Origin of the sequence: Emticicia sp. C21 (assembly GCF_003418935.1) — a bacterium.
GTDB lineage: Bacteria > Bacteroidota > Bacteroidia > Cytophagales > Spirosomataceae > Emticicia.
Window position 1 is genome coordinate 467,982 of the sequence record NZ_QVMT01000003.1, and the last position, 19,332, is coordinate 487,313.

A 19,332-nucleotide genomic window follows, 5' to 3' on the forward strand; every position below is an offset into this window, starting at 1 on the left:
CCTCAATTTGCTGGCGTATCATACAATTCTACATTCGCAATCAAAGGTTTAGCTAATGTGCCTTGAATGGCTACACGAACTTCTTTGCTGTTTACTCTCGGGAAATACACAATGCGTTTATTCCCTATGGTAGTAGCTGTGGCTACGGTTTTCCATTCGTTGTTTTCTTTTACCTGTACGGTAAACTGGCTTACGCGTTGTCCGTAACGAATATCTTCCTGCACTACCAGACAGTTGAAACTCTGCGCTTTGTTCAATTTAATATCGACACTGTTTTCTCCGGCAGTTTTAGTAAAAGTGCCTTTAGCTAACAGGTTTTTCCTGAAATACTCGTCACGCATTTTCTTAAATTCCATCAACGATTTTTCGTCGTTTTCATGTACCAGACCACGGCCATCAACCGGTAGATTCAATAATAAATTAGCGCCTCTGCCTACCGATTTATTATAAATATCCATCAGAGCAGCTGCCGATTTTACTTTGTCGTCTTCGTTTTTATGATAAAACCAACCCGGACGGATAGATACATCACATTCCGCCGGAATCCAGTGCGTGCCGTTTTCATCACCTACATTCAGGTGTTTTGGTTTGTCGTAGGCCGGGAACAATTGTGCTCCGTTGATAGTACTCCAACAGGTTTCTCCGGCAAAACCTCTTTCATTACCTACCCAACGAATATCCGGGCCTGCATCGCTGAAAATAAGCGCATGTGGCTGGTAGGTTTTTACGGTTTTATTAAACAGTGGGAAATCGTAAACCTGTTTTTTGCCGTTAGGACCCTCGCCATTGGCACCATCGAACCATACCTCAAACAAATCGCCGTATTGGGTAGTCACTTCTTTCAGCATGTTTACATATACCTGATTGTATTCGGGTGTGCCGTAAGTCGGGTGGTTTCTGTCCCACGGAGAGATATAGATGCCCATTTTCAGGCCGTATTCTTTACAGGCTGCTGATAATTCTTTCAGTACATCGCCTTTACCATCTTTCCACTTCGATTCTCTCACGGTATGCGTAGAATATTTACTTGGGTAGAGCGCAAAACCATCATGGTGCTTGGCGGTGATGATAATACCTTTCATGCCTGCTGCTTTGGCGATACGTGCCCATTGGCGGCAGTCTAATTGCGTCGGGTTGAATACTTCTTCCTTTTCTGTGCCATCGCCCCATTCTTTATCGGTAAAGGAATTTGGCCCGAAATGCACAAAAGCATAGTATTCCATTTTATGCCATTTGAGTTGATCGGCAGATGGAGTGGCACCATAAGGCTTAGGTGTTTGAGCCATTGAAATGCTCGCAAGCAAGCATAAAAAGAGGATTTTTCTCATGAGTGTTTTGTAGTAGAGTGTGCTGGCCGATGGGTATCGGCTTGCTAAATATTTAGTGGGTCAAAAGTAGTGAATTTGAAATTGTTTAACATTATTTTTATGGGAGGAAATGTTTGCGGCATATTCAAAATCATTTGAGGTAAATCTTTGGATTGTTTAGAGAATGCCATAAGTGAAAATAAAGAGCCTAATGGAGGACGAATTCTTTTACTATTCAATTGCTGTCAAGTAATTTCTTGACTTTTCAGGAGTTCAAATAGCTTATAATCAGTTACTTAAATGATGCTTGCGACATTAATGTCGCAAGCATAGGTGTAATTACCCATACGTATAAATAAAGAGTATAATATAGAATGAAAGATCTAACAGTTTCGGCAATAGTCCGACAAAACATTTTAATAATCAAGTCAATAGCTTTTCAGGTAAATCAAAAACAAATATGAAAGAATTATTTTTTCAATTGCTAAATGATTACAAAGTTGACGTAAGAGAAGCTATTATACTTCTAAATAAAAAGAATGTTCGGTCCCCTTACTTTTTTAGAGAATCTGGTAAAGGCTATCTGGATGACGAACATAAAATAAAATATGAATTTCATGGTTTTGGCTGTTGGATAAAGTATGAAAATGGGATAACTGTAGACTTTGATTTTGGAGTGCTTAGTGGAAATGCACGTGGGGATGGATTTCACAAGGGAGCTATATATCAATACGTGGTAGATAATGAGAAAAATAAACAGAAGTACTCAGTCTTTAATTCGTATATTGTGGTAGATAAAATAGTTGATACACTGGTTGAAAGCGGAGAAATTATTAAGGATCCTGAACAGACACTCTATTATCGACCAGAGGATTTTATAAATCCTAACCCTATCAGATGGATTGCTACACCACCGAAGCGAAAAAACGAAAAGAAAGCTCAATCTTACAAATAACCATAAAACTCAAACCTATATGAAAAAACTAAACACATTCTTTGCAGGAATTTTACTGCTTCTGCTATCATTCTATGCTAATGCACAAACCAAAAAAGGAGTTGATTACTTTGAGGGGAAATGGAAGGTATCCATACCCGGTACACCCCTTGGAGATTTAAAACGATTAATCATTCTTGAAAAAAAAGATAATGGCTTATCAGGTGTGGTCAAGGATGATGCAACCGGAAATGAAATTGCTAAAATCTCAAAAGTAGATATCAAAGACAATGAAGTGACTATTTATTATCATGCTAATGATGTAGATGCCGTACTGGTTATGACCAGAAAGGATGATGACCATATTACAGGAAATATACTGGAAGCGTATCCTTTGGAGGGAACACGAGTGAAAGATTAGATAGCGTATTGAATGATTCACATAAACAGCAATGATATGTTAACACGAAGACTTTTTATAAAACAGACTTTATTAAGCACAGGCGCTATGTTAGTAAATCCGTCAGTATTTGCAGCCGCTAAAGACGCAGGTTTAAAAATATCTCTCGCAGAATGGTCATTCCACCGGACTATTCGTTCAGATAAACTCGATCATCTGGATTTTGCCGCCAAAGCCAAAAAAGATTTTGGTATTGATGCCGTAGAATATGTCAATGGATTGTTTGGCACTAAGACGATGACCTTTAAGGAAGCCGCCACAAACCAGAACTATCTGAAAGAACTATTGAAGCGAAGCAAAGATGCGGGCGTGTTTAATCATCTGATTATGGTTGATGAAGAAGGGCCATTGGCATTACCCAACGATAAAGAAAGATTGCAGGCTGTAGATAACCATAAGAAATGGATAGAAGCGGCAAAGTTTTTAGGTTGCGTAACCGTGCGTGTAAACCTCCACGGAGAGGGAGAATCAAATGCAAAAAAGACAGCCTCAATAGATTCGCTTTCAAGAATGGGGGAATTTGCTAAAACTATGGATATAAATATCGTGGTTGAAAATCATGGGAGCGATTCATCCAAAGGTTTCTGGGTAGCAGATGTAATGAAGCAGGTGAATAAACCGAATGTGGGTACGTTGCCTGATTTTGGTAACTTCTGTATCTCGCATCCGTGGGGTACAACGCAGGAGCCGTGTAAAGAAGAATATGACCGATATAAAGGCATAAGCGAACTATTGCCATTTGCCAAAGGTGTCAGCGCTAAGACCTATGATTTTGATGCCAAAGGCGAGCAACCCTTAATAGATTACAAACGGTTGATGGATATAGTAAAAAAATCAGGTTTTAAAGGGTATATCGGGATAGAGTTTGAGGGCTTTAATGGAAATGAAGAAGAGGGAGTGAGGAAAACCAAGGCTTTGATTGAGAAGTATTTGTGAGATAGTGGTTAAGTACATAATAACTCAGACATACTAATAACCAAACTTCACTTTTTGCCAAATGGCAAAAAAAATCATTTTCTGTTTAATCATCTTTGCCCTATAATTAGTTAATTAAAAAATTAAGAATATGGCAAAGACAGTGTTAGTTACAGGGGCATCTGCCGGCATTGGAAGAGCAACGGCCATTTATCTGGCACAAAATGGTTATCATGTGTATGGTGCAGCTCGAAGAGTAGAAAAAATGCAGGACCTGAAAATAGAGGGCATACATCCAATTTATCTGGACGTTACGAAGGAGGAAAGTCTGGTGGCATGCGTTGAACAAATTTTGAAAGAAGCAGGAAGAATAGACATTTTAGTCAACAATGCAGGTTCGGGCTATTATGGCGCCCTGGAAGATACTCCTATGGCTGACGCGAAATATCAGATGGAAGTAAACGTTTTTGGAGTAGCTCGTCTGATACAACTCGTGTTGCCGACCATGAGAAAAAATACCTATGGAAAAATAGTCAATATATCGTCGGTTGGTGGAAAAGTAACCCTGCCTATGGGTGCATGGTACCATGCCAGTAAATTTGCCATTGAAGGTTTGAGTGATGCCATTCGTAAAGAAGTAAAGCAATTCGGAATTGATGTAATCGTGATTGAACCGAGAGGCGTAAAATCAGAAATGTCAGAACTGGGAGGAGGATATCTGATGCGTGTTTCAGGGAATACGTTATATAGTTCATTGGCGAGAGGTATCGCTGATTTTTATGGAAAAGTAGGGAAAGACGCTTCAGACCCGATGGTGATTGCCAAACTTATCAGGGAAGGGATTGAGGCGAGTAATCCGAAAACAAGATATGCAGGTGCGGCAGGAGCAAAATTGATGCTGTTTTTCAGGAAAATATTGTCAGATAAACTCTTTGATAAACTGGTAATGAGTCAACTGAAATAATATTTCTATGGAGGCATTGATTAATTATTTATTGCAATTTGGCAATCTGAACAAGCAGCAGATTGATTTGATTACGAGCAAAGCTGTGTTTAAAGAAATCAGAAAAGACGAATGTTTTCATGAAGCCGGAAAGATACCCCGGGAGGTTATTTTTCTGACAGAAGGTGTTATGCGAGTGTGTTATTACAATAATAAAGGCGATGAGATTACGAAGTACTTTATTGATGAAAATAATTTTGTGGCAGATATAAATAGTTATAATCAGGAAATTCCATCTACTGAGTATATTCAAGCCATTACAGCGTGTAGCTACTTTGTGCTGTCTAAAAGCTCCATGAAAGAGTTATCAATGACCATCATTGAATGGGACAATATTGTTGCCAAGATAACCGCCAAAGGCTTGGCAGATAAAGTGAATAAAATTAGTCCGATGATGACAGAAGATGCAAAAGAACGCTATCTATCCTTTCTTGAAAAGTTTCCCAAATTGGCCAACCGTATCCCTCTCTCATATTTAGCTTCGTATTTAGGAATTACACAGTCTTCGCTAAGCAGAATAAGAAAAAATATCCGTTAAATCTCGTTGCCTGATAGAATGCCTTGTTCTGAAATAAGTAAACACAAATCTGTTTCAGAACAAGGCATATTTTTTTAACTTTACAAATAAATAGTCTCTTTAAAAATTAACGTGCAAAACTCCAAAACGGAAATGAAATCCATCGTAAAAATACTCCTGCTTATTGTATGCTCGCTAATCATTTTTAATGGTAACGCTCAAAAAAAATCTGCATTCAAACCCAAAGAAATTTACAAATCGAAAGATTTAATTGTTACTCAGATTGCTGAAAATTCTTTTGAGCATATCTCATTTAAACAAACCAACGATTTCGGGTATGTGCCTTGTAATGGCCTTATTGTAAGGAGTGGAAATGAGGTTATTATTTTCGACACACCCACCAACGACACAAATTCAGAAGAGCTCATCAAATGGATACAGGAAAAGTTGCATTGCAAGATAAATGCGATTATTCCCACCCATTTTCACGATGATTGCTTAGGTGGACTAAAAGCCTTTCATGAGAATAAGATTCCTTCTTATGCTTATGTAAAAACCATTGAACTGGCCAGAGAGAATAAGTATGAGGTTCCACAGAATAGTTTCAGCGAGCCGTTGAGTTTAAAAGTTGGCAAGGAAAGTATTACCGCAAAGTTTTTCGGCGAGGGACATACCAAAGATAATGTAGTGGGCTATTTCCCAAGCGAAAACATCTTGTTTGGTGGTTGTTTATTAAAAGAAATGAATGCAGGTAAAGGCTATCTAGGCGATGCAAACGTGGCAGAATGGTCAAGTACTGTTGAAAAGGTGAAAAAGGCTTATCCAAATGTAAAAATCGTAATCCCAGGACATGGAGAATATGGAGATGGGAAATTGCTGGATTTTACGATTCAATTGTTTAGGGTGAAATAGAGGATGAAATAAAGAAAGAATAATGCGAAGAGATAATAGCGACATTATTGGCTTTCCACAAATAATCGGTCTTAAGGAATGCCTAATTTGGTAGAGACAAGGACTAGGCGTCTCCGCAGTACCTTGTCTCTACTTTGCGCGCATTTGATAACGATTCTTTGAGAGATTAAATAAATGAAAGTTTATATCTAAAATTCTCACTTCACCACCTCACTCACCAGAATAATCGGAGCAACGTTAGTATAATTCTGAAAATCTGCTCTGATGGCATCTCTGTTCGGCGCAATTGCTGCCTGATACTCACTAAGGCTTTTTACATAAAATGTACCAATAGCCATATAAGGCAATGGTTGGTTCGGAATACCACTGGCGACTCCTTTTTCGATGGTATATTTAACCAGATTTGACCCTAAAAATGCAGCTACCATAGGCATATGCTTGGTTTCATAATATTCCATATTAAAGGTTTTACCCTCGGCGAAAGGATACATAACAGATATTTTAATTAAGCCTTTTTCAGATGGTTTTTCCTGACTAAACGCAGCAAATCCAATGGTTAAAAGTAATAGCGATAGAATAAGTTTAAACTTCATGATTGATATAAAATTAGGTGATAAAATATTTCGTCTGAAACACTATTCTGCAAATATCTGAATCCTGTCTATATTTGCAAAACGCTATTTTTCGATAAAATCAATCGATAAAACCGATTTAGAGATATGGAGCTAAGGCAACTGAAATATTTTTTGAAAGCAAAGGAGCTATTAAACTTTACCGAGGCCGCCAATGTATTGAATATCAGCCAGAGTACACTATCACAACAAATAAAACAGCTGGAAGATGAACTGCATGTACTTTTGTTTAACCGTATAGGCAAGCGAATTACGCTTACCGAAGCAGGTGAGGTATTTGGCGAATATGCGGCACAGAGTATCAACAGAGCCAATGACGGTTTATTGGTTTTGCAGGATCTGAAAAACCTCAATAAGGGAAAAATAACCATTGGCGTGATTTACTCCATGCGGATTCTTTTTGCCAGAACATTGATAGAGTTTGCAAGGCAATATCCCAATATCAAAATACAGGTGGTCTTTGGTACTACCAAAGACCTGCTCGAAAAACTCAATGCAAATGAATTTGATTTTATTCTGACATTCCACGAAAATCTCAAAGAACCCCATCTGAAATGCCAGGCGCTTCTCAAAGCAAATATGGTGCTGGTGACTGCCAGAAAATCGGCATTGGCCCAGAAAAAAAGTATATCACTTGATGAAGTGGCCCAATTGCCATTAGCATTACCTTTCAGCGGTTATAGCACCATTCATTTTTTTGTGCAATCATTCAGCCGAAAGAATCTGGAACCCAATATTTGTATGGAAATCAACGATATTCCGACTCTGTTCGAGATAGTAAAAACAGGACATTGGCATACCATATTGAGCGATACCAGTGTAAACGACCCAGAGGTAGTGGGTATTCCGATTGATGGAAAAAACATGAAGCGAACCATCATGATAATATCACTCAAAGAAGCCTACGAAAAGAAAGCCGTGAAAAAATTCTATGAGCTGCTGGCAAGCATGCATGCTAAGAATCTTTGATAGTAAGATTCCTGCAGAAGTGGGAAAAATACAACCTATATATTGTATTTTAGGAACTAAATTTAGTATCTTTACGTAGTTACTTCAATAAAAAATAATCAATTTATGGCAAAGCCAATTAAAGAGACTCCGATTTTAAAGGGAGCAGATGCAGCGAAGTTTAGAGAGCAAAATAAAACTGTTCAAAAGATTTCTGCAGAGGAGCGTGCTAGGATTAAAGAAAATTTTAAAAGATTAAATTCTATCGCTCAATTCTAATGGATTTAGAAGAATTTTTAAAGAATTTTAAGTTAATTAGATTAAGTGAAGACCATGTGTTAAAGCCATTTAATTGTGGTAATGTTGATTTAAATGACTTTTTTCTTAATGACTCTAAAGCATATCAAAAGCAGCTTTTAGCAGTCACCTATATCATAGAAAGCGACGATGAAACCGTCGCTTTTTTCAGTTTGTTAAATGACAAAATAGTTTTTGAAACAGCAAAAGATGGAAGAAAAAACTTCTGGAATTTATTGAATAGAAGTATTCCTAATTCTAAACGTACCTATAGTGGCTATCCAGCTATGAAAATAGGGAGATTAGGGGTAAGTAGTAATTTCCAAGGTAGAGATATTGGAACTTTAATAATCGACTATTTAAAGGATTTATTTATTACGAATAATAGAACGGGTTGTAAGTTTATTACCGTTGATGCCTACAAACAGTCATTAAATTTTTATATAAGAAATGGCTTTCAATTCTTAACAGATAAAGATGAAGATGATGAAACAAGGTTAATGTATTTTAATTTATCTGCAATGTTATAATATACTTTTTTCTTGCTATCAAATTATAAAATTATAGCTGCTAACTTATAAAAGAACTCAAGACAAAACTCCTTGCCTAAAACTTTGCTTGAGTTGTTACATTTCGTTTCTTCCTGAAACTTATACAACAAGGCCTACACAGTGGCTATATATTAAGCCCTGCCAGAGGCACCATAAGCAACTTATCCTCCAAACAATTGATTATCAAGCAACAATTCCTTAGCTTTGGCTCATAATTAGCGCCCTCTAACCCGAAACTGCAATGCCCATCAGAATCCTCATTGTAGACGACCATCAGATTTTATTGGATAGCCTGTCCCTCTTAATTTCTTCTATTCCGAACATGGAAGTGGTCGGTACCTTATACGACAGCCGGAAAGTACCGGATTTCTTAGAAAACAATGAAATTGATATACTGGTTAGCGATATGAATATGCCTTATCTGACCGGCATAGACCTCACACTTAAAGTCCGTAACCATTATCCGAATCTGAAAATTCTGATGCTGACTGTCAACGACGAGGCCGAGAATATCCGCCATGCGTTTCAGGCAGGTATATCGGGTTATGTGACCAAAAAAGCCAATCGTTCAGAACTGGAAAAAGCGCTTACTACTATAGCTAAAGGGGAAAAGTATTTCAGTGAAGCGGTGCTGAAAGAACTGCTGACACCCGTCTCGATGAGTGCCAGTCCAATCGAAGAAATACAGCCTGAACCCAAAGCCCTCACCCTGCGTGAATTGGAAATAGTAAAGCTGATTGCACAGGAATTATCCTCTTCTCAAATCGCCGACCGACTGTTTATCAGTGTAGGTACGGTAGAAAATCATCGACACAATATTTTGCAGAAACTGGGTGTGAAAAATACCATTGGTATCATCAAATATGCTATTAAGTATCGCCTCATTTAAAGTGTAACATCAACCTGTACATTGGTGCCATGCGTGCTTTGGCGGGTTATCTGCACCCGTCCGTTCAGATTATCTACCCGTGAATGCACATTCCGTAAGCCTACACCATTGGCGGTCTGTTTTATATCTATTCCCTTGCCGTTGTCTGATACCGTGAGCGAGATCCGGTCGTCTTGTTGTGTCAGGCTTACCCATGCCTGTGTAGCCTGGGCATGTTTCAGAATATTGTTAATCAGTTCTAAGGCAATATTGTAGAGTTCATGTTCCAGTTGAGGTTCAAGCCGATGAGTAATACCCTCGGTCAGGAAATGGAAACCTATATGGCGGTTGGAAATATTATTCAGTAGCTTTTGTAGTGCCACCACCAGCCCTTGCGTTTCTAGTTCGGCAGGCAAAAGGTTATGCGAAATGAGCCGGACATCCATATAAATATCATCCAGAACCTTGACGAAATCTGATAATATTTTCTGGTCTTGCTCACTGTATTTCGAGGTGTCCAGAGCTTCAAAGCGCCATTTCAGAGCTACTATTTTGGTATTCAGGTTATCATGGAGCTCAGACGCGACCCGTTTCCGTTCGATGGTCTGGCCTTTAAACATGGCACCCGAAATCTCATCGTTTTTGGCTTTTAGTTCTTCATTCTTGGTTTTTAGCTGCTTATTATTCCAGAATACATAGCCTACCAAACCTAAGCCTAAAAGCAGGCTGGCAATGAGTGTATTCCTTATCCACTCATCACGTTCATTGGCACGTTTCAGGTTTTCGTTTTCAAGGGTTTTTATCTGGTTTTTCTGCTTTTCGTCTTCATATTTCACCTGCCATTCACCAAAGTTCTGATTCAGTTTTCGAGTTTCGGCTTCATCTTCGTATTGCTTCACTTTTTCTAAATAAGTAAAAGCTTTAGCCGGTTGGTTGAGTGCTTTGTAGGTCTGGTATAAGGTTTTGTTCAGCGCATTGTTATAATAAGGAAAATTGAGAAAGTTGGCGTTTTGCTCGCCCATTAAAGATAGTTGCAGGGCATTTTGGTAATCTTTCTTTTCCAGATAATATCGCCCCACAAAAGCCCCGATCTGGCTTAGTACATACTTAGCTTCGTTGAGTGATTTATTCTGTTGGCACACGGCAATTATTTCATCCAGCATTGTCCGGCCTTCTTGTTCTTTCCCCATATTCAGCAAACTCAGGCTTTGGCCTAGTTTACTGATATAATAATAATCGAACCAGTCGCGGCGGTTTTTCTTTTCTATCAGTTGTATCACCTCTCCGGCATTGCGGTAGCATTCCTTGTAGTCTTTCAATACAAAAATATAATATCCGGCCAGTGTGATCTGGATATTGGCCCAAACTGCCGTGTCTTTCTTGACTTGCGGCATAGCCAAAGCATCTTTGATGTATTGCAGGTAACGCTGTTGTCCTTCTTTCGGAATCTGATTTTCAATCATATTCCAGTTCATGAGCGGAATAAATTTGTTATTGACCTTGAGGTAATGCTCGTAGTCTTTCTGTTGCTTAAAAGCCAGCATAGCCCGTTCTAAATCATAAAAGGCGGCATAGAGTTCGTTGGTGAACAGGTGCATAGTGCCACTCATGAAATTATAGTGTGCCCGGGCTTTGCTCCATTGGGTAGTTTCCAAGATTTGCTGAAAGTCTTTTTTCAGGCGATTATAGGCGGCGGTATCTCCTTTAGGTACTTCGTATGTCAGGTCTCTGAGAACCAGTATCATTAATGAATCTCTTTTGATGGAAGCCTTTTGCGTACGTAGTTTTTCAAAAGTTGTGGTAAGAGAGTCAAGGGTTTTATTAGCAGTTTGTGCTGATAGTAGGTGGCAGGTGAAGCAGTATAGTATCAGAAGAATGGCTCTTGGCATGGGGTTAAGTATTTAATTCTATGTGTTTGCAATAGATGTTTACGAAACAACATTGCTGTTCATCCTGAAAAGATACAACCCAAAAGCCTTTATATCCAAGTGCTTAGTGCAAAATGTAGGTTTCCCTACAGGAGTAAATACAGGGTTTCCTGTACATAAAATATTCGGTTTTGCAGAGTATAAGTATTAGTTATGGGTAATATTTTGTAGAAAGGTATAGTATTCGGATGCCAACGAAAGAGATTTATAAAACTTATTTTGCAGACAGGAAATAAGTTACAACTTTCTTATAGATTTGTTTAGGATGATTTCTTTTCTTTAAAATGTATTGTTGTGGCTGCGTCTGCATCAAATGAAAGCCTGAATAGGAGGCATCCGCATGAAGAATAGCTTAACAGTATGAATATTCTAAAAACCTGCCTGAAGACTTTGAAAACACAAACTTAAGTAGGAAATTTATTGGTTTATGTCTGATTACCTGCCACGAAAATGGAATTGAAAAAAGTAGACAATATAGTGACTGCCTTTTTGAACAAGGAGAGAGCTTTCCAGCTATCAGCCACGAAAGCAGCATCAGAAAAGGTTACCAATACGGGGGGAACCTTTTTGAATGAGGTGCAGAGAACTTTCCAGCTATCAACCACGAAAACGGCATCAGAAAAGGTTACCAATACGGGGGGAACCTTTTTGAACAGTGGCAGAGACCTTTCCAGCTATCAACCACGAAAGCAGCATCAGAAAAGGTTACCAATACGGGGGGAACCTTTTTGAATGAGGGTAGATAGGTTCGAGATTATCTAAGTAATGAAAATCCTGAACAACTTATATTTAAGCATCAGTAGTTATTCCTGAAATTATTTAAAATGGACAGGTCAGCATTAGAACAACATGAAACCTATATGCGTATTTGTATAGACCTTGCTAAAATGGCTAAGCAAAGGGGAGATAGCCCCGTAGGTTCAATAATCGTACAGAATGGTAGTATTATTGGTAAAGGAATTGAGGGCGGGAAAACGCATAAAGACATTACTTTTCATGCCGAAATAGAAGCCATACGCGAGGCTACCAGACATCTTGGTAAACAAGATTTATCTGATTGTATACTATATACCACACATGAGCCATGTATAATGTGTTCGTATATGATACGACATACAAAATTCCATTCATTGTAACCGGACTTACCACAGGCGACATTGGTGGGTTTAGTTCTCAATTACCTTTATTACTTGATACCACCATTAAAAAGTGGGCTGCGCCACCGCGCTTAATCAATGGTATATTGGAAAAAGAATGTAGGGAGTTGAGTAAGTAGCTAAGAAAGTAATTAAAAAATGACAAAGACCGACCAATCAAAACACAATATCTGTGTAGCTGCTATCAGGAGAAAAACGATGAAGCCATACGACTTTAAATGGACAAAGTTTTATGAGTATAATGCAGAGTTTCCTTATTCAGCACTTCAATGAACTAGTTTTTTACAATAAATCTGCCTTCATTACCTCCTTAAAACTCCTCCATTTTTCTCTTTTTGGGCAATATATATGGCATGGCATGACTTTTTAATCATCTGGGATTATAAAGATTTATGACGAATATGAGACTTATTCAAATCGCAATCGTGCTGTGTTTTTTTGCGGCTGGTTGCAATAATCAACAAAAACAACGCAATATGGAGACACAGGAAAAGAGCGAGGTAACTCAAACAACCACTGCCGTTTCAAAAGACGGTACCGCTATCGCTTATGAAAAAACCGGACAAGGGCCTGCCATTATTCTGGTGAATGGTGCTTTGTCTGACCGCAAAACCTACGACCAGACAGGTTGGACCAGCATGCTTGCAAAAAACTTCACCGTAATTATTTACGACCGACGAGGCCGGGGTGAAAGCACGGATACAAAACCGTATGATGCAGAACGGGAAATTGAAGATATCAAAGCCCTTATAGATATAGCCGGAGGTAGCGCGTATTTATTTGGCTCATCCAGTGGTGCTGCCTTGTCGCTTCTTGCTGCCGAAAAACTTGGGCCTGAAAAAGTAACCAAACTGGCACTCTATGAACCGCCCTACGGGTCTAACGTCAAAAAAGAGTTTGCTAAGCAGAAAATTAAGGTAAACGAGTTGGTAGATGATGGCAAACCTGCTGATGCCATTGCTTTCTTTATGGAAAGTCTGGGAACACCGCCTGACCAACTGGAAGGAATGAAGAAATCGCCACAGTGGGATGGCATGGTAAGCATGGGGCATACGCTTGTATATGATTTTGAGGTTTTGAGAGATGGGGAAGTGCCTAAGGATGTGGCAAAAAATATAACTATCCCAACACTGGTAATGAATGGTGAAAAGAGTTTTGATTTCATGGCTGCCACTGCAGATACTGTTGCGGAAGCTATTCCGGGCGCTCAGCGTAAAACTATCAAAGGACAAACGCATAATCCTTCTCCCGAATCAGTTGTGCCGGTATTGGTAGAATTTTTTGGTAAGTAGGCATCTGAATTAATATATTATTTGTTGACAATCTCTTTCAGAAATAGTTTAGCACAAGCCTATTTCTGAAAGAGATATGGACGATTTGCTGAACCACAGGATGCTCCATGGAATGATTGATGGCATACCCAATAACCTCGACCAAGGTAACTGCTCAGTTGTAAAGTACTCACCGTGCTACGAGACTGCTTAATCACTAATTCTCTGCATTCACCAGATCACTCAATACTACTCCTATCTGTAGGTTTCCCTACATATAAAAAATATAGGTTTCCCTACCCCCAAAATGTAGACTATTGCAGATTTACAGGTGTTGGTATTAGCCATAATTTTGTATCGTTCAAAAAGCATAGCGATTAAACTAATACACAAGCAAATCTATGAAACCCCAGCATACGACCCCAACCGAAACTACCGAAGATGATGGATTCTGGACAATACTGTACGATATTATTCAAAAGCACCCAATGATTTTTACGTTGCTGTTTCTGATACCATTGATTGCCCTGCTGATTTCTATGGCTTTTAAATGGCATTATGTATTCAGTGATTCGATGCACTATCTGTCTGATTATTCGGTAGTGAATGGTCAATGGAATGATACCAGCGCGTACTTCAGCCCGGGTATTGACCGCTATATCAGAGAACTGGATATTGCCGGATTAATGGGGGGGATTGTAGGTATTTTTATTGGGTTATATGTAGCAGTATCGACCGAGAAAATCAATCGCCAGAAAGAGCGTACCAACCAACAGGATATGGAGCGCATCAAAACCCAGACGAGTCTTCTGGTGCAAGCTACCCAATCTTTAAACACCTTAATGATTGATGTAAGTGGCAAAGTAAGCGAAAAAGTGCAATTGATGGAGGGTACAACTGAGTTACTGGATGGTATCTCGAAAGTAATAGAATCTTCAAAAAACCAGGGAAATAACTTATTGGTCTTATCAAATACGGCTCGCATTGAGGGCATCTCACCTTACAGAATGGAATACGTTGCCAAACATGCCGGATTAAAACCCCATGAACTGAAAAACGCCACCCAGTTCGACTATGCCCGCAAAGCCGAGGCCTTACAGCGTGATTCTACCGATGTAGAGAATAAACTGAAAGAAGTATCTATCTATCTGCAAAATATGGGTAGCGAAGCAAAAGTAGAATACGTAACTCTCAACGACCAGAGCGAGGGTGCTACCCATGCTTTTCTGAAATATTTAGGCAAGGTTTTCAACGAGCATGTAGTAGTAGAAACTTACCGTAGTGGAAGCAATGCGGTCTTGAATAGCCTGGAGGGCACACCTCACCATAACCGTTTTTTAGTGCCAAGCAGTACGGCAGAGGTTGATAATCCACAGGCATATCTGGTTCGGCAATTGTATGACCAACAGGTGCAAGCCATTAAGGAAATGCAGGAATTGGGTATCAGAGTCACTAAAATCAATAAAACCCTGCCGATTCAGTTGTTTATTTCGGCACCGTTAGAAAACAAACCGGGTATTTATAAAGGATTGTGCGTGTGTATTCTGGGCAGTGGCTCCAGCACTAGCGGAAGAGCTTCAAAACTAACGGCATTCCTGACAGATGACCCACATATTGTGGCATCAATGACTGAGTTATTCTACGATTATGAGAATGATGCGCAGATGAATACGAAGGAGTTTATTCGGCCGATGGCGTAGTGGTAAAAATTTGATTTCGTAGAGACGTATTGCAATACGTCTCCCGAGGGTCTATCAACATTAGAAAAATTAGCTATTCATTTAAGACCCTGAATCAAAATACATTTATTGGGTAAGACAGACCCATGAGACGTATTGCAATACGTCTCTACGAAATCGGATAAAATTTTAGACAAAAATGAACACCCTCCATATATTAAAAAAACTATTCCCTTTCATCCGGAAATACCGTGGGAGCCTGATACTGGCGCTGGTGCTGACAACAATCGGTGCATTGCTTTCGCAGGTGACACCTTTGGTGATGGAGTACTCAGTGAATACGGTGCAAGCCATGCTCGACAAGCCGGTTGACAAGGAACGTATATTTGTAATCGTTGGTACACTGGTGGCTATTTTATTAGGTAAAGAAATATTGAGCTTACTAATAACTTTAGGGCAGAAGTTTCTGAGCGACCGCATTCGTTTTCGTATGTCAGGTGATTTATATGATTATACTATTAACCGAATTACAAATTATCATCTATCGTTTTTTGCCTTGTCGCAAAACCAGACTGGAAAACTCGAAAAACGTATTGATAAGGGCATTGAAAGTCTGACCAAAACTGTAAAGAATATATTTGTAGATATTCTGCCGATGCTGGCCAATGCCGCTTTCGCACTGCTGTTGATTTATAAAAAGAATGTGTGGGTGGGGCTGGTAGCCACCATTATTCTGCCTTGCTATATCTATATCAGCAGGGAGCAGACACTCCGGCAGAAGAGTATCCGCCACAACATTCAATATGTAAGAGAAGAGAAAGCCAATTCATTATTTGGATTATTGGAGTCGATTTTTGTGGTGAAATCTTTTGTACGGGAGAAGTATGAAACGGGTCGTCAGCAGGGCATCAATCTTAGATTGACCGAAAATGAAATAAAGCACCACCGTACCAATTACCTGTTTGATGGACTGAAAAGTATTGCTGAGCAATTGGGAGTTGTGATGGTGTTTACCTTAACGATTTTCTTCGTATTAAATAAAGAAATGACGGTTGGGGCTATTCTCCTGCACATTATGTTATTCAACAATGTATCGTCGCCTGTGCGTCATTTGCATCGCATTTATGATGAATATACCGAGGCTTTGACCTACTCTGAGGGCTTTTTTGATATGATAGAGAACAATACCTATTTATCGAAAAAAGGTGGAATAACCACAGAGCATCTGCAGGGCAATTTCAGTTTTCAGGACGTAGATTTTATTTATCCGAATGGCAAGCAAGCCTTAAAAAACGTGAGTTTTGAACTGAAACATGGCAAGACCACGGCACTGGTTGGGTTATCAGGCGCAGGTAAAAGCTCAGCCATGAATCTACTGGCAGGTTTCTATGAGCCAACCAAGGGGAAGGTATTACTAGATGATAAATCATTGGCCGATTATGATAGCGATTTCGTTCGTGAAAACATCGGGCTGGTAATGCAGAAAAACCATATTTTCTCAGGCACTATTGAAGAAAATATCCGCTATGGCGATTTAACTGCCACCCGTGAAGCCATTGAAGAAGCTGCAAAAAAAGCCAGTCTGCACGACCAGATACAACGTATGCCGAATGGTTATGATACGCAGGCCCGAGAACTTTCAGGTGGACAGCAACAGCGCATTGCCATTGCCCGATTGTTCCTTAAAAATCCGCCGATTATCTTTTTAGATGAACCTACGGCGAGCCTCGATGCCATCACCACCGAGCAGATTAAAGAAAGTATTGATGCTGTGAAACATAACCGAACCGTCTTGATTATCTCTCATAATATCAGCCAGATTATGGACGCCGACCATATCTATGTGCTGAGCGAGGGCGAGGTAGTCGGGCATGGTACACATGAGTCGCTGTATAAAGAAGGCGGCTTATATAGCCAGATTATTGACTCTAATGCAAGAACCCTCAACATTGGTCGCCTTGCGGCAACGGTGTTGGGGTAAAACAAATAGCAGCCCATTTGGAAATAGCATTATCAATATGCGCTGCAAAATATATTATCCCTACGGGATACCAGAGTTCGCAACATACATTCTTTCTACCGATATAACATCCCTACGGGATATTTAAACACTGTTTTTTAGTCCCGTAGGGACGATATATCGGCGGCCGCCGCGCAGTAGAAAAAATGAGCTAAAATAAGTTCTAAATCCTGTAGGGACGATATATTAATTATCAAATGAAAATTTTTAAAATATCATTATTTAATATCTAATAAAGACCATGAGCACCACAGTACAAAATTTTGTCATCCGCCATATTGCGGGTGCAAAGGCTAACCAGATTGAAGAATTCGATTTTCAGAAACATAGCGAACTGACCCTCGGGCGTGCCAGCACCAGCGATGTGCAGTTTGACCCTGATTTAGACACAGTTGTGAGCCGTGAACACGGCAAAATCGTGAAGGATTCAAGCGGCCCGCTCTCGTTTATGCTGATTGATAACAATAGCCGCAATGGCATAATGGTGAACAAAATCAAGGTAAAAGGCTCTACAAAATTATTCCCTGGCGATGAAATCCAGTTGGGTAATAACGGTCCGGTTTTCGTATTCGACCTTGATCCTCGTCCGCAGGAATTTATGCCGCAGACTCGTATGGTAGACATCAGCAAACCTACTACCGAGTTTCTTCCGAGTGAGGTAGCTAATACGGCCAATACTGGGAAAACAGGCATTGGTAAACAGACTTTTGAGCGCGTAATTACACACGAACGCAAAAAATCGCAGCGTATGTTGTGGACGGGCTTAGCTGCTGCCATAGTATTAGTGAGTGCCGTTAGTTTTATTGTCTGGAAAAATGGACAGGATAAAAATGACGAAATGGCTCAGCAAATGGGCAATGCTACCAAGCAGTTAGATTCGCTCAGAAATGCGGTTTCTATTAAACAACAGAGAGGCGAAGCATTATCGCCGGAAGAAATCGTAGCAGCCAATCAGGATAAAGTCGTGAAAATTGAATTTGGCTGGCAATTATTTGACCCAAGTACAAGCGATGAAATCTGGCATGTATATATTCCGATGAAAATGCAGGATGGTAGTGAGCGTTACGTGGCAGCTTATCAGCAGAACTCACAAGGTAGAATTGAGCCTTATCTGAATACCAAAAGAAACGTATCGATGGGAGTACCAATCGGTATGTCAGGTGCTTCTGGTTCAGGTTTTGTCGTATCAGAATCGGGCTTTATTTTGACAAACCGTCATGTGGCAGCTTCATGGAATACAGGTTTCTCGTTTCCTGAATATGCTTTCCCGGGTGTGCTGTTAGATGCCCAAGGCAAAGTAACCAATCAGATGATTTCGGCCGGAGATGTCTATGGCTGGGTGCCATCAGAGGCCTCTATGCTGGGTGGAAGATCACTTAATTCAAGAGTTGAGGGCCGTAATACTTATCTGAAAGTAACCTTTGCCAATAATGTTTTGCGCCGTAATGCTACCGTTGAGGCAGTATCAGACAACCACGATGCCGCCATGATTAAAGTAGCGATGCCGGGCAAACTGGCAAGTGTAGAACTACTGGATAATTATGACGACATCAAAGCCGGGCAAGCCGTTACGGTAATGGGATATCCGGGAGTAGCGCCTGAACAATACGTGGTGCGTAAATCAAGTGACCCATTCAAACCAAATACAGATTTCAACTCTGTACCATCACCAACGGTTACACCTGGTAATATCGGTCGCCTGATTAAGAGTTCAGCAGATAAAACAAACTTATACAGCACCTTTGGCGATTCCTATCAATTGACCATCAACGCCACTGGAGGCGGCAATAGTGGTGGCCCGATGTTCGACGATAAGGGCCGTGTAATCGGTATCTACTACGCAGGCAAAAGCGATGCCCGCGGCACCCAGATTTCATTCGCCGTTCCGATTAAGTATGGGATGGAGTTGATGGGGAATACGAAGGTGCTTTAG

The 19,332-nt window shown here is 39.9% G+C and carries 20 protein-coding genes; 17 read left to right on the plus strand and 3 right to left on the minus strand.

Annotated features, from left to right (window positions below; translation table 11 throughout):
* Positions 1-2: 2 nt before the first annotated feature.
* On the minus strand, positions 3-1,328 hold the full coding sequence (locus D0T08_RS09685; RefSeq protein ID WP_116982417.1) for an alpha-L-fucosidase: 1,326 nt from the start codon (positions 1,326-1,328) through the stop codon (positions 3-5).
* Positions 1,329-1,767: 439 nt separating this feature from the next.
* Between D0T08_RS09685 and D0T08_RS09690 the strand changes: the two genes are divergently transcribed.
* The 6 genes from D0T08_RS09690 to bla all read left to right on the plus strand — a co-directional run bounded on the left by D0T08_RS09690 (position 1,768) and on the right by bla (position 6,048).
* Complete coding sequence (locus D0T08_RS09690) at positions 1,768-2,262, plus strand: DUF6896 domain-containing protein (RefSeq protein ID WP_116982418.1); 495 nt, start codon at positions 1,768-1,770, stop codon at positions 2,260-2,262.
* A 19-nt stretch (positions 2,263-2,281) separates the two neighbouring features.
* Positions 2,282-2,662 (plus strand): hypothetical protein, encoded by a 381-nt coding sequence (locus D0T08_RS09695; protein WP_116982419.1) that lies wholly within the window; start codon positions 2,282-2,284, stop codon positions 2,660-2,662.
* Between the two features lie 36 nt (positions 2,663-2,698).
* Positions 2,699-3,637: a sugar phosphate isomerase/epimerase gene (locus tag D0T08_RS09700; RefSeq protein ID WP_116982606.1), complete on the plus strand. Its 939-nt coding sequence runs from the start codon at positions 2,699-2,701 to the stop codon at positions 3,635-3,637.
* Between the two features lie 130 nt (positions 3,638-3,767).
* On the plus strand, positions 3,768-4,580 hold the full coding sequence (locus D0T08_RS09705) for an oxidoreductase (RefSeq protein ID WP_116982420.1): 813 nt from the start codon (positions 3,768-3,770) through the stop codon (positions 4,578-4,580).
* A gap of 7 nt (positions 4,581-4,587) precedes the next feature.
* On the plus strand, positions 4,588-5,157 hold the full coding sequence (locus D0T08_RS09710) for a Crp/Fnr family transcriptional regulator (RefSeq protein WP_116982421.1): 570 nt from the start codon (positions 4,588-4,590) through the stop codon (positions 5,155-5,157).
* Positions 5,158-5,289: 132 nt separating this feature from the next.
* Positions 5,290-6,048: a subclass B1 metallo-beta-lactamase gene (gene bla, locus D0T08_RS09715; RefSeq protein WP_116982422.1), complete on the plus strand. Its 759-nt coding sequence runs from the start codon at positions 5,290-5,292 to the stop codon at positions 6,046-6,048.
* 197 nt (positions 6,049-6,245) lie between these two features.
* Here bla and D0T08_RS09720 read toward each other — a convergent pair whose 3' ends face one another.
* Positions 6,246-6,641 carry an EthD family reductase gene (locus D0T08_RS09720; protein ID WP_116982423.1) on the minus strand — a complete coding sequence of 132 codons (396 nt, stop codon included), beginning with the start codon at positions 6,639-6,641 and terminating at the stop codon, positions 6,246-6,248.
* 126 nt (positions 6,642-6,767) lie between these two features.
* Here D0T08_RS09720 and D0T08_RS09725 point away from each other — a divergent pair, with 126 nt between their 5' ends.
* The 4 genes from D0T08_RS09725 (at position 6,768) to D0T08_RS09735 (ending at position 9,365) form a co-directional block, all read left to right on the plus strand.
* On the plus strand, positions 6,768-7,649 hold the full coding sequence (locus D0T08_RS09725; RefSeq protein ID WP_116982424.1) for a LysR family transcriptional regulator: 882 nt from the start codon (positions 6,768-6,770) through the stop codon (positions 7,647-7,649).
* Between the two features lie 105 nt (positions 7,650-7,754).
* Positions 7,755-7,907: a hypothetical protein gene (locus D0T08_RS27570; protein ID WP_158561234.1), complete on the plus strand. Its 153-nt coding sequence runs from the start codon at positions 7,755-7,757 to the stop codon at positions 7,905-7,907.
* Positions 7,907-8,455, plus strand: a complete 549-nt coding sequence (locus tag D0T08_RS09730) for a GNAT family N-acetyltransferase (protein WP_116982425.1) — start codon at positions 7,907-7,909, stop codon at positions 8,453-8,455. Before D0T08_RS27570 ends, D0T08_RS09730 begins: the two co-directional genes overlap by 1 nt.
* Positions 8,456-8,717: 262 nt before the next feature.
* Positions 8,718-9,365, plus strand: a complete 648-nt coding sequence (locus tag D0T08_RS09735) for a response regulator transcription factor (protein ID WP_116982426.1) — start codon at positions 8,718-8,720, stop codon at positions 9,363-9,365.
* On the opposite strand, the gene D0T08_RS09740 is transcribed toward D0T08_RS09735, so the two are convergent.
* A complete protein-coding gene (locus D0T08_RS09740) occupies positions 9,362-11,233 on the minus strand; it encodes an ATP-binding protein (RefSeq protein WP_116982427.1) in 1,872 nt (623 codons plus the stop codon). The two genes, D0T08_RS09735 and D0T08_RS09740, sit on opposite strands and share 4 nt — an antisense overlap.
* A 489-nt stretch (positions 11,234-11,722) precedes the next feature.
* Here D0T08_RS09740 and D0T08_RS09745 point away from each other — a divergent pair, with 489 nt between their 5' ends.
* The 7 genes from D0T08_RS09745 (at position 11,723) to D0T08_RS09770 (ending at position 19,332) form a co-directional block, all read left to right on the plus strand.
* On the plus strand, positions 11,723-12,004 hold the full coding sequence (locus D0T08_RS09745; protein ID WP_116982428.1) for a hypothetical protein: 282 nt from the start codon (positions 11,723-11,725) through the stop codon (positions 12,002-12,004).
* Between the two features lie 92 nt (positions 12,005-12,096).
* The gene (locus D0T08_RS09750) at positions 12,097-12,408 is read left to right on the plus strand and encodes a nucleoside deaminase (RefSeq protein WP_116982429.1); all 312 of its coding nucleotides are present in this window, start codon (positions 12,097-12,099) and stop codon (positions 12,406-12,408) included.
* A 159-nt stretch (positions 12,409-12,567) separates the two neighbouring features.
* Complete coding sequence (locus D0T08_RS28055) at positions 12,568-12,702, plus strand: hypothetical protein (RefSeq protein WP_255413513.1); 135 nt, start codon at positions 12,568-12,570, stop codon at positions 12,700-12,702.
* A 203-nt stretch (positions 12,703-12,905) separates the two neighbouring features.
* The gene (locus D0T08_RS09755; RefSeq protein ID WP_158561235.1) at positions 12,906-13,721 is read left to right on the plus strand and encodes an alpha/beta fold hydrolase; all 816 of its coding nucleotides are present in this window, start codon (positions 12,906-12,908) and stop codon (positions 13,719-13,721) included.
* A gap of 380 nt (positions 13,722-14,101) precedes the next feature.
* Positions 14,102-15,400: a hypothetical protein gene (locus D0T08_RS09760; RefSeq protein ID WP_116982431.1), complete on the plus strand. Its 1,299-nt coding sequence runs from the start codon at positions 14,102-14,104 to the stop codon at positions 15,398-15,400.
* A gap of 178 nt (positions 15,401-15,578) precedes the next feature.
* On the plus strand, positions 15,579-17,360 hold the full coding sequence (locus D0T08_RS09765; RefSeq protein WP_116982432.1) for an ABC transporter ATP-binding protein: 1,782 nt from the start codon (positions 15,579-15,581) through the stop codon (positions 17,358-17,360).
* 280 nt (positions 17,361-17,640) lie between these two features.
* The gene (locus D0T08_RS09770; protein WP_116982433.1) at positions 17,641-19,332 is read left to right on the plus strand and encodes a trypsin-like peptidase domain-containing protein; all 1,692 of its coding nucleotides are present in this window, start codon (positions 17,641-17,643) and stop codon (positions 19,330-19,332) included.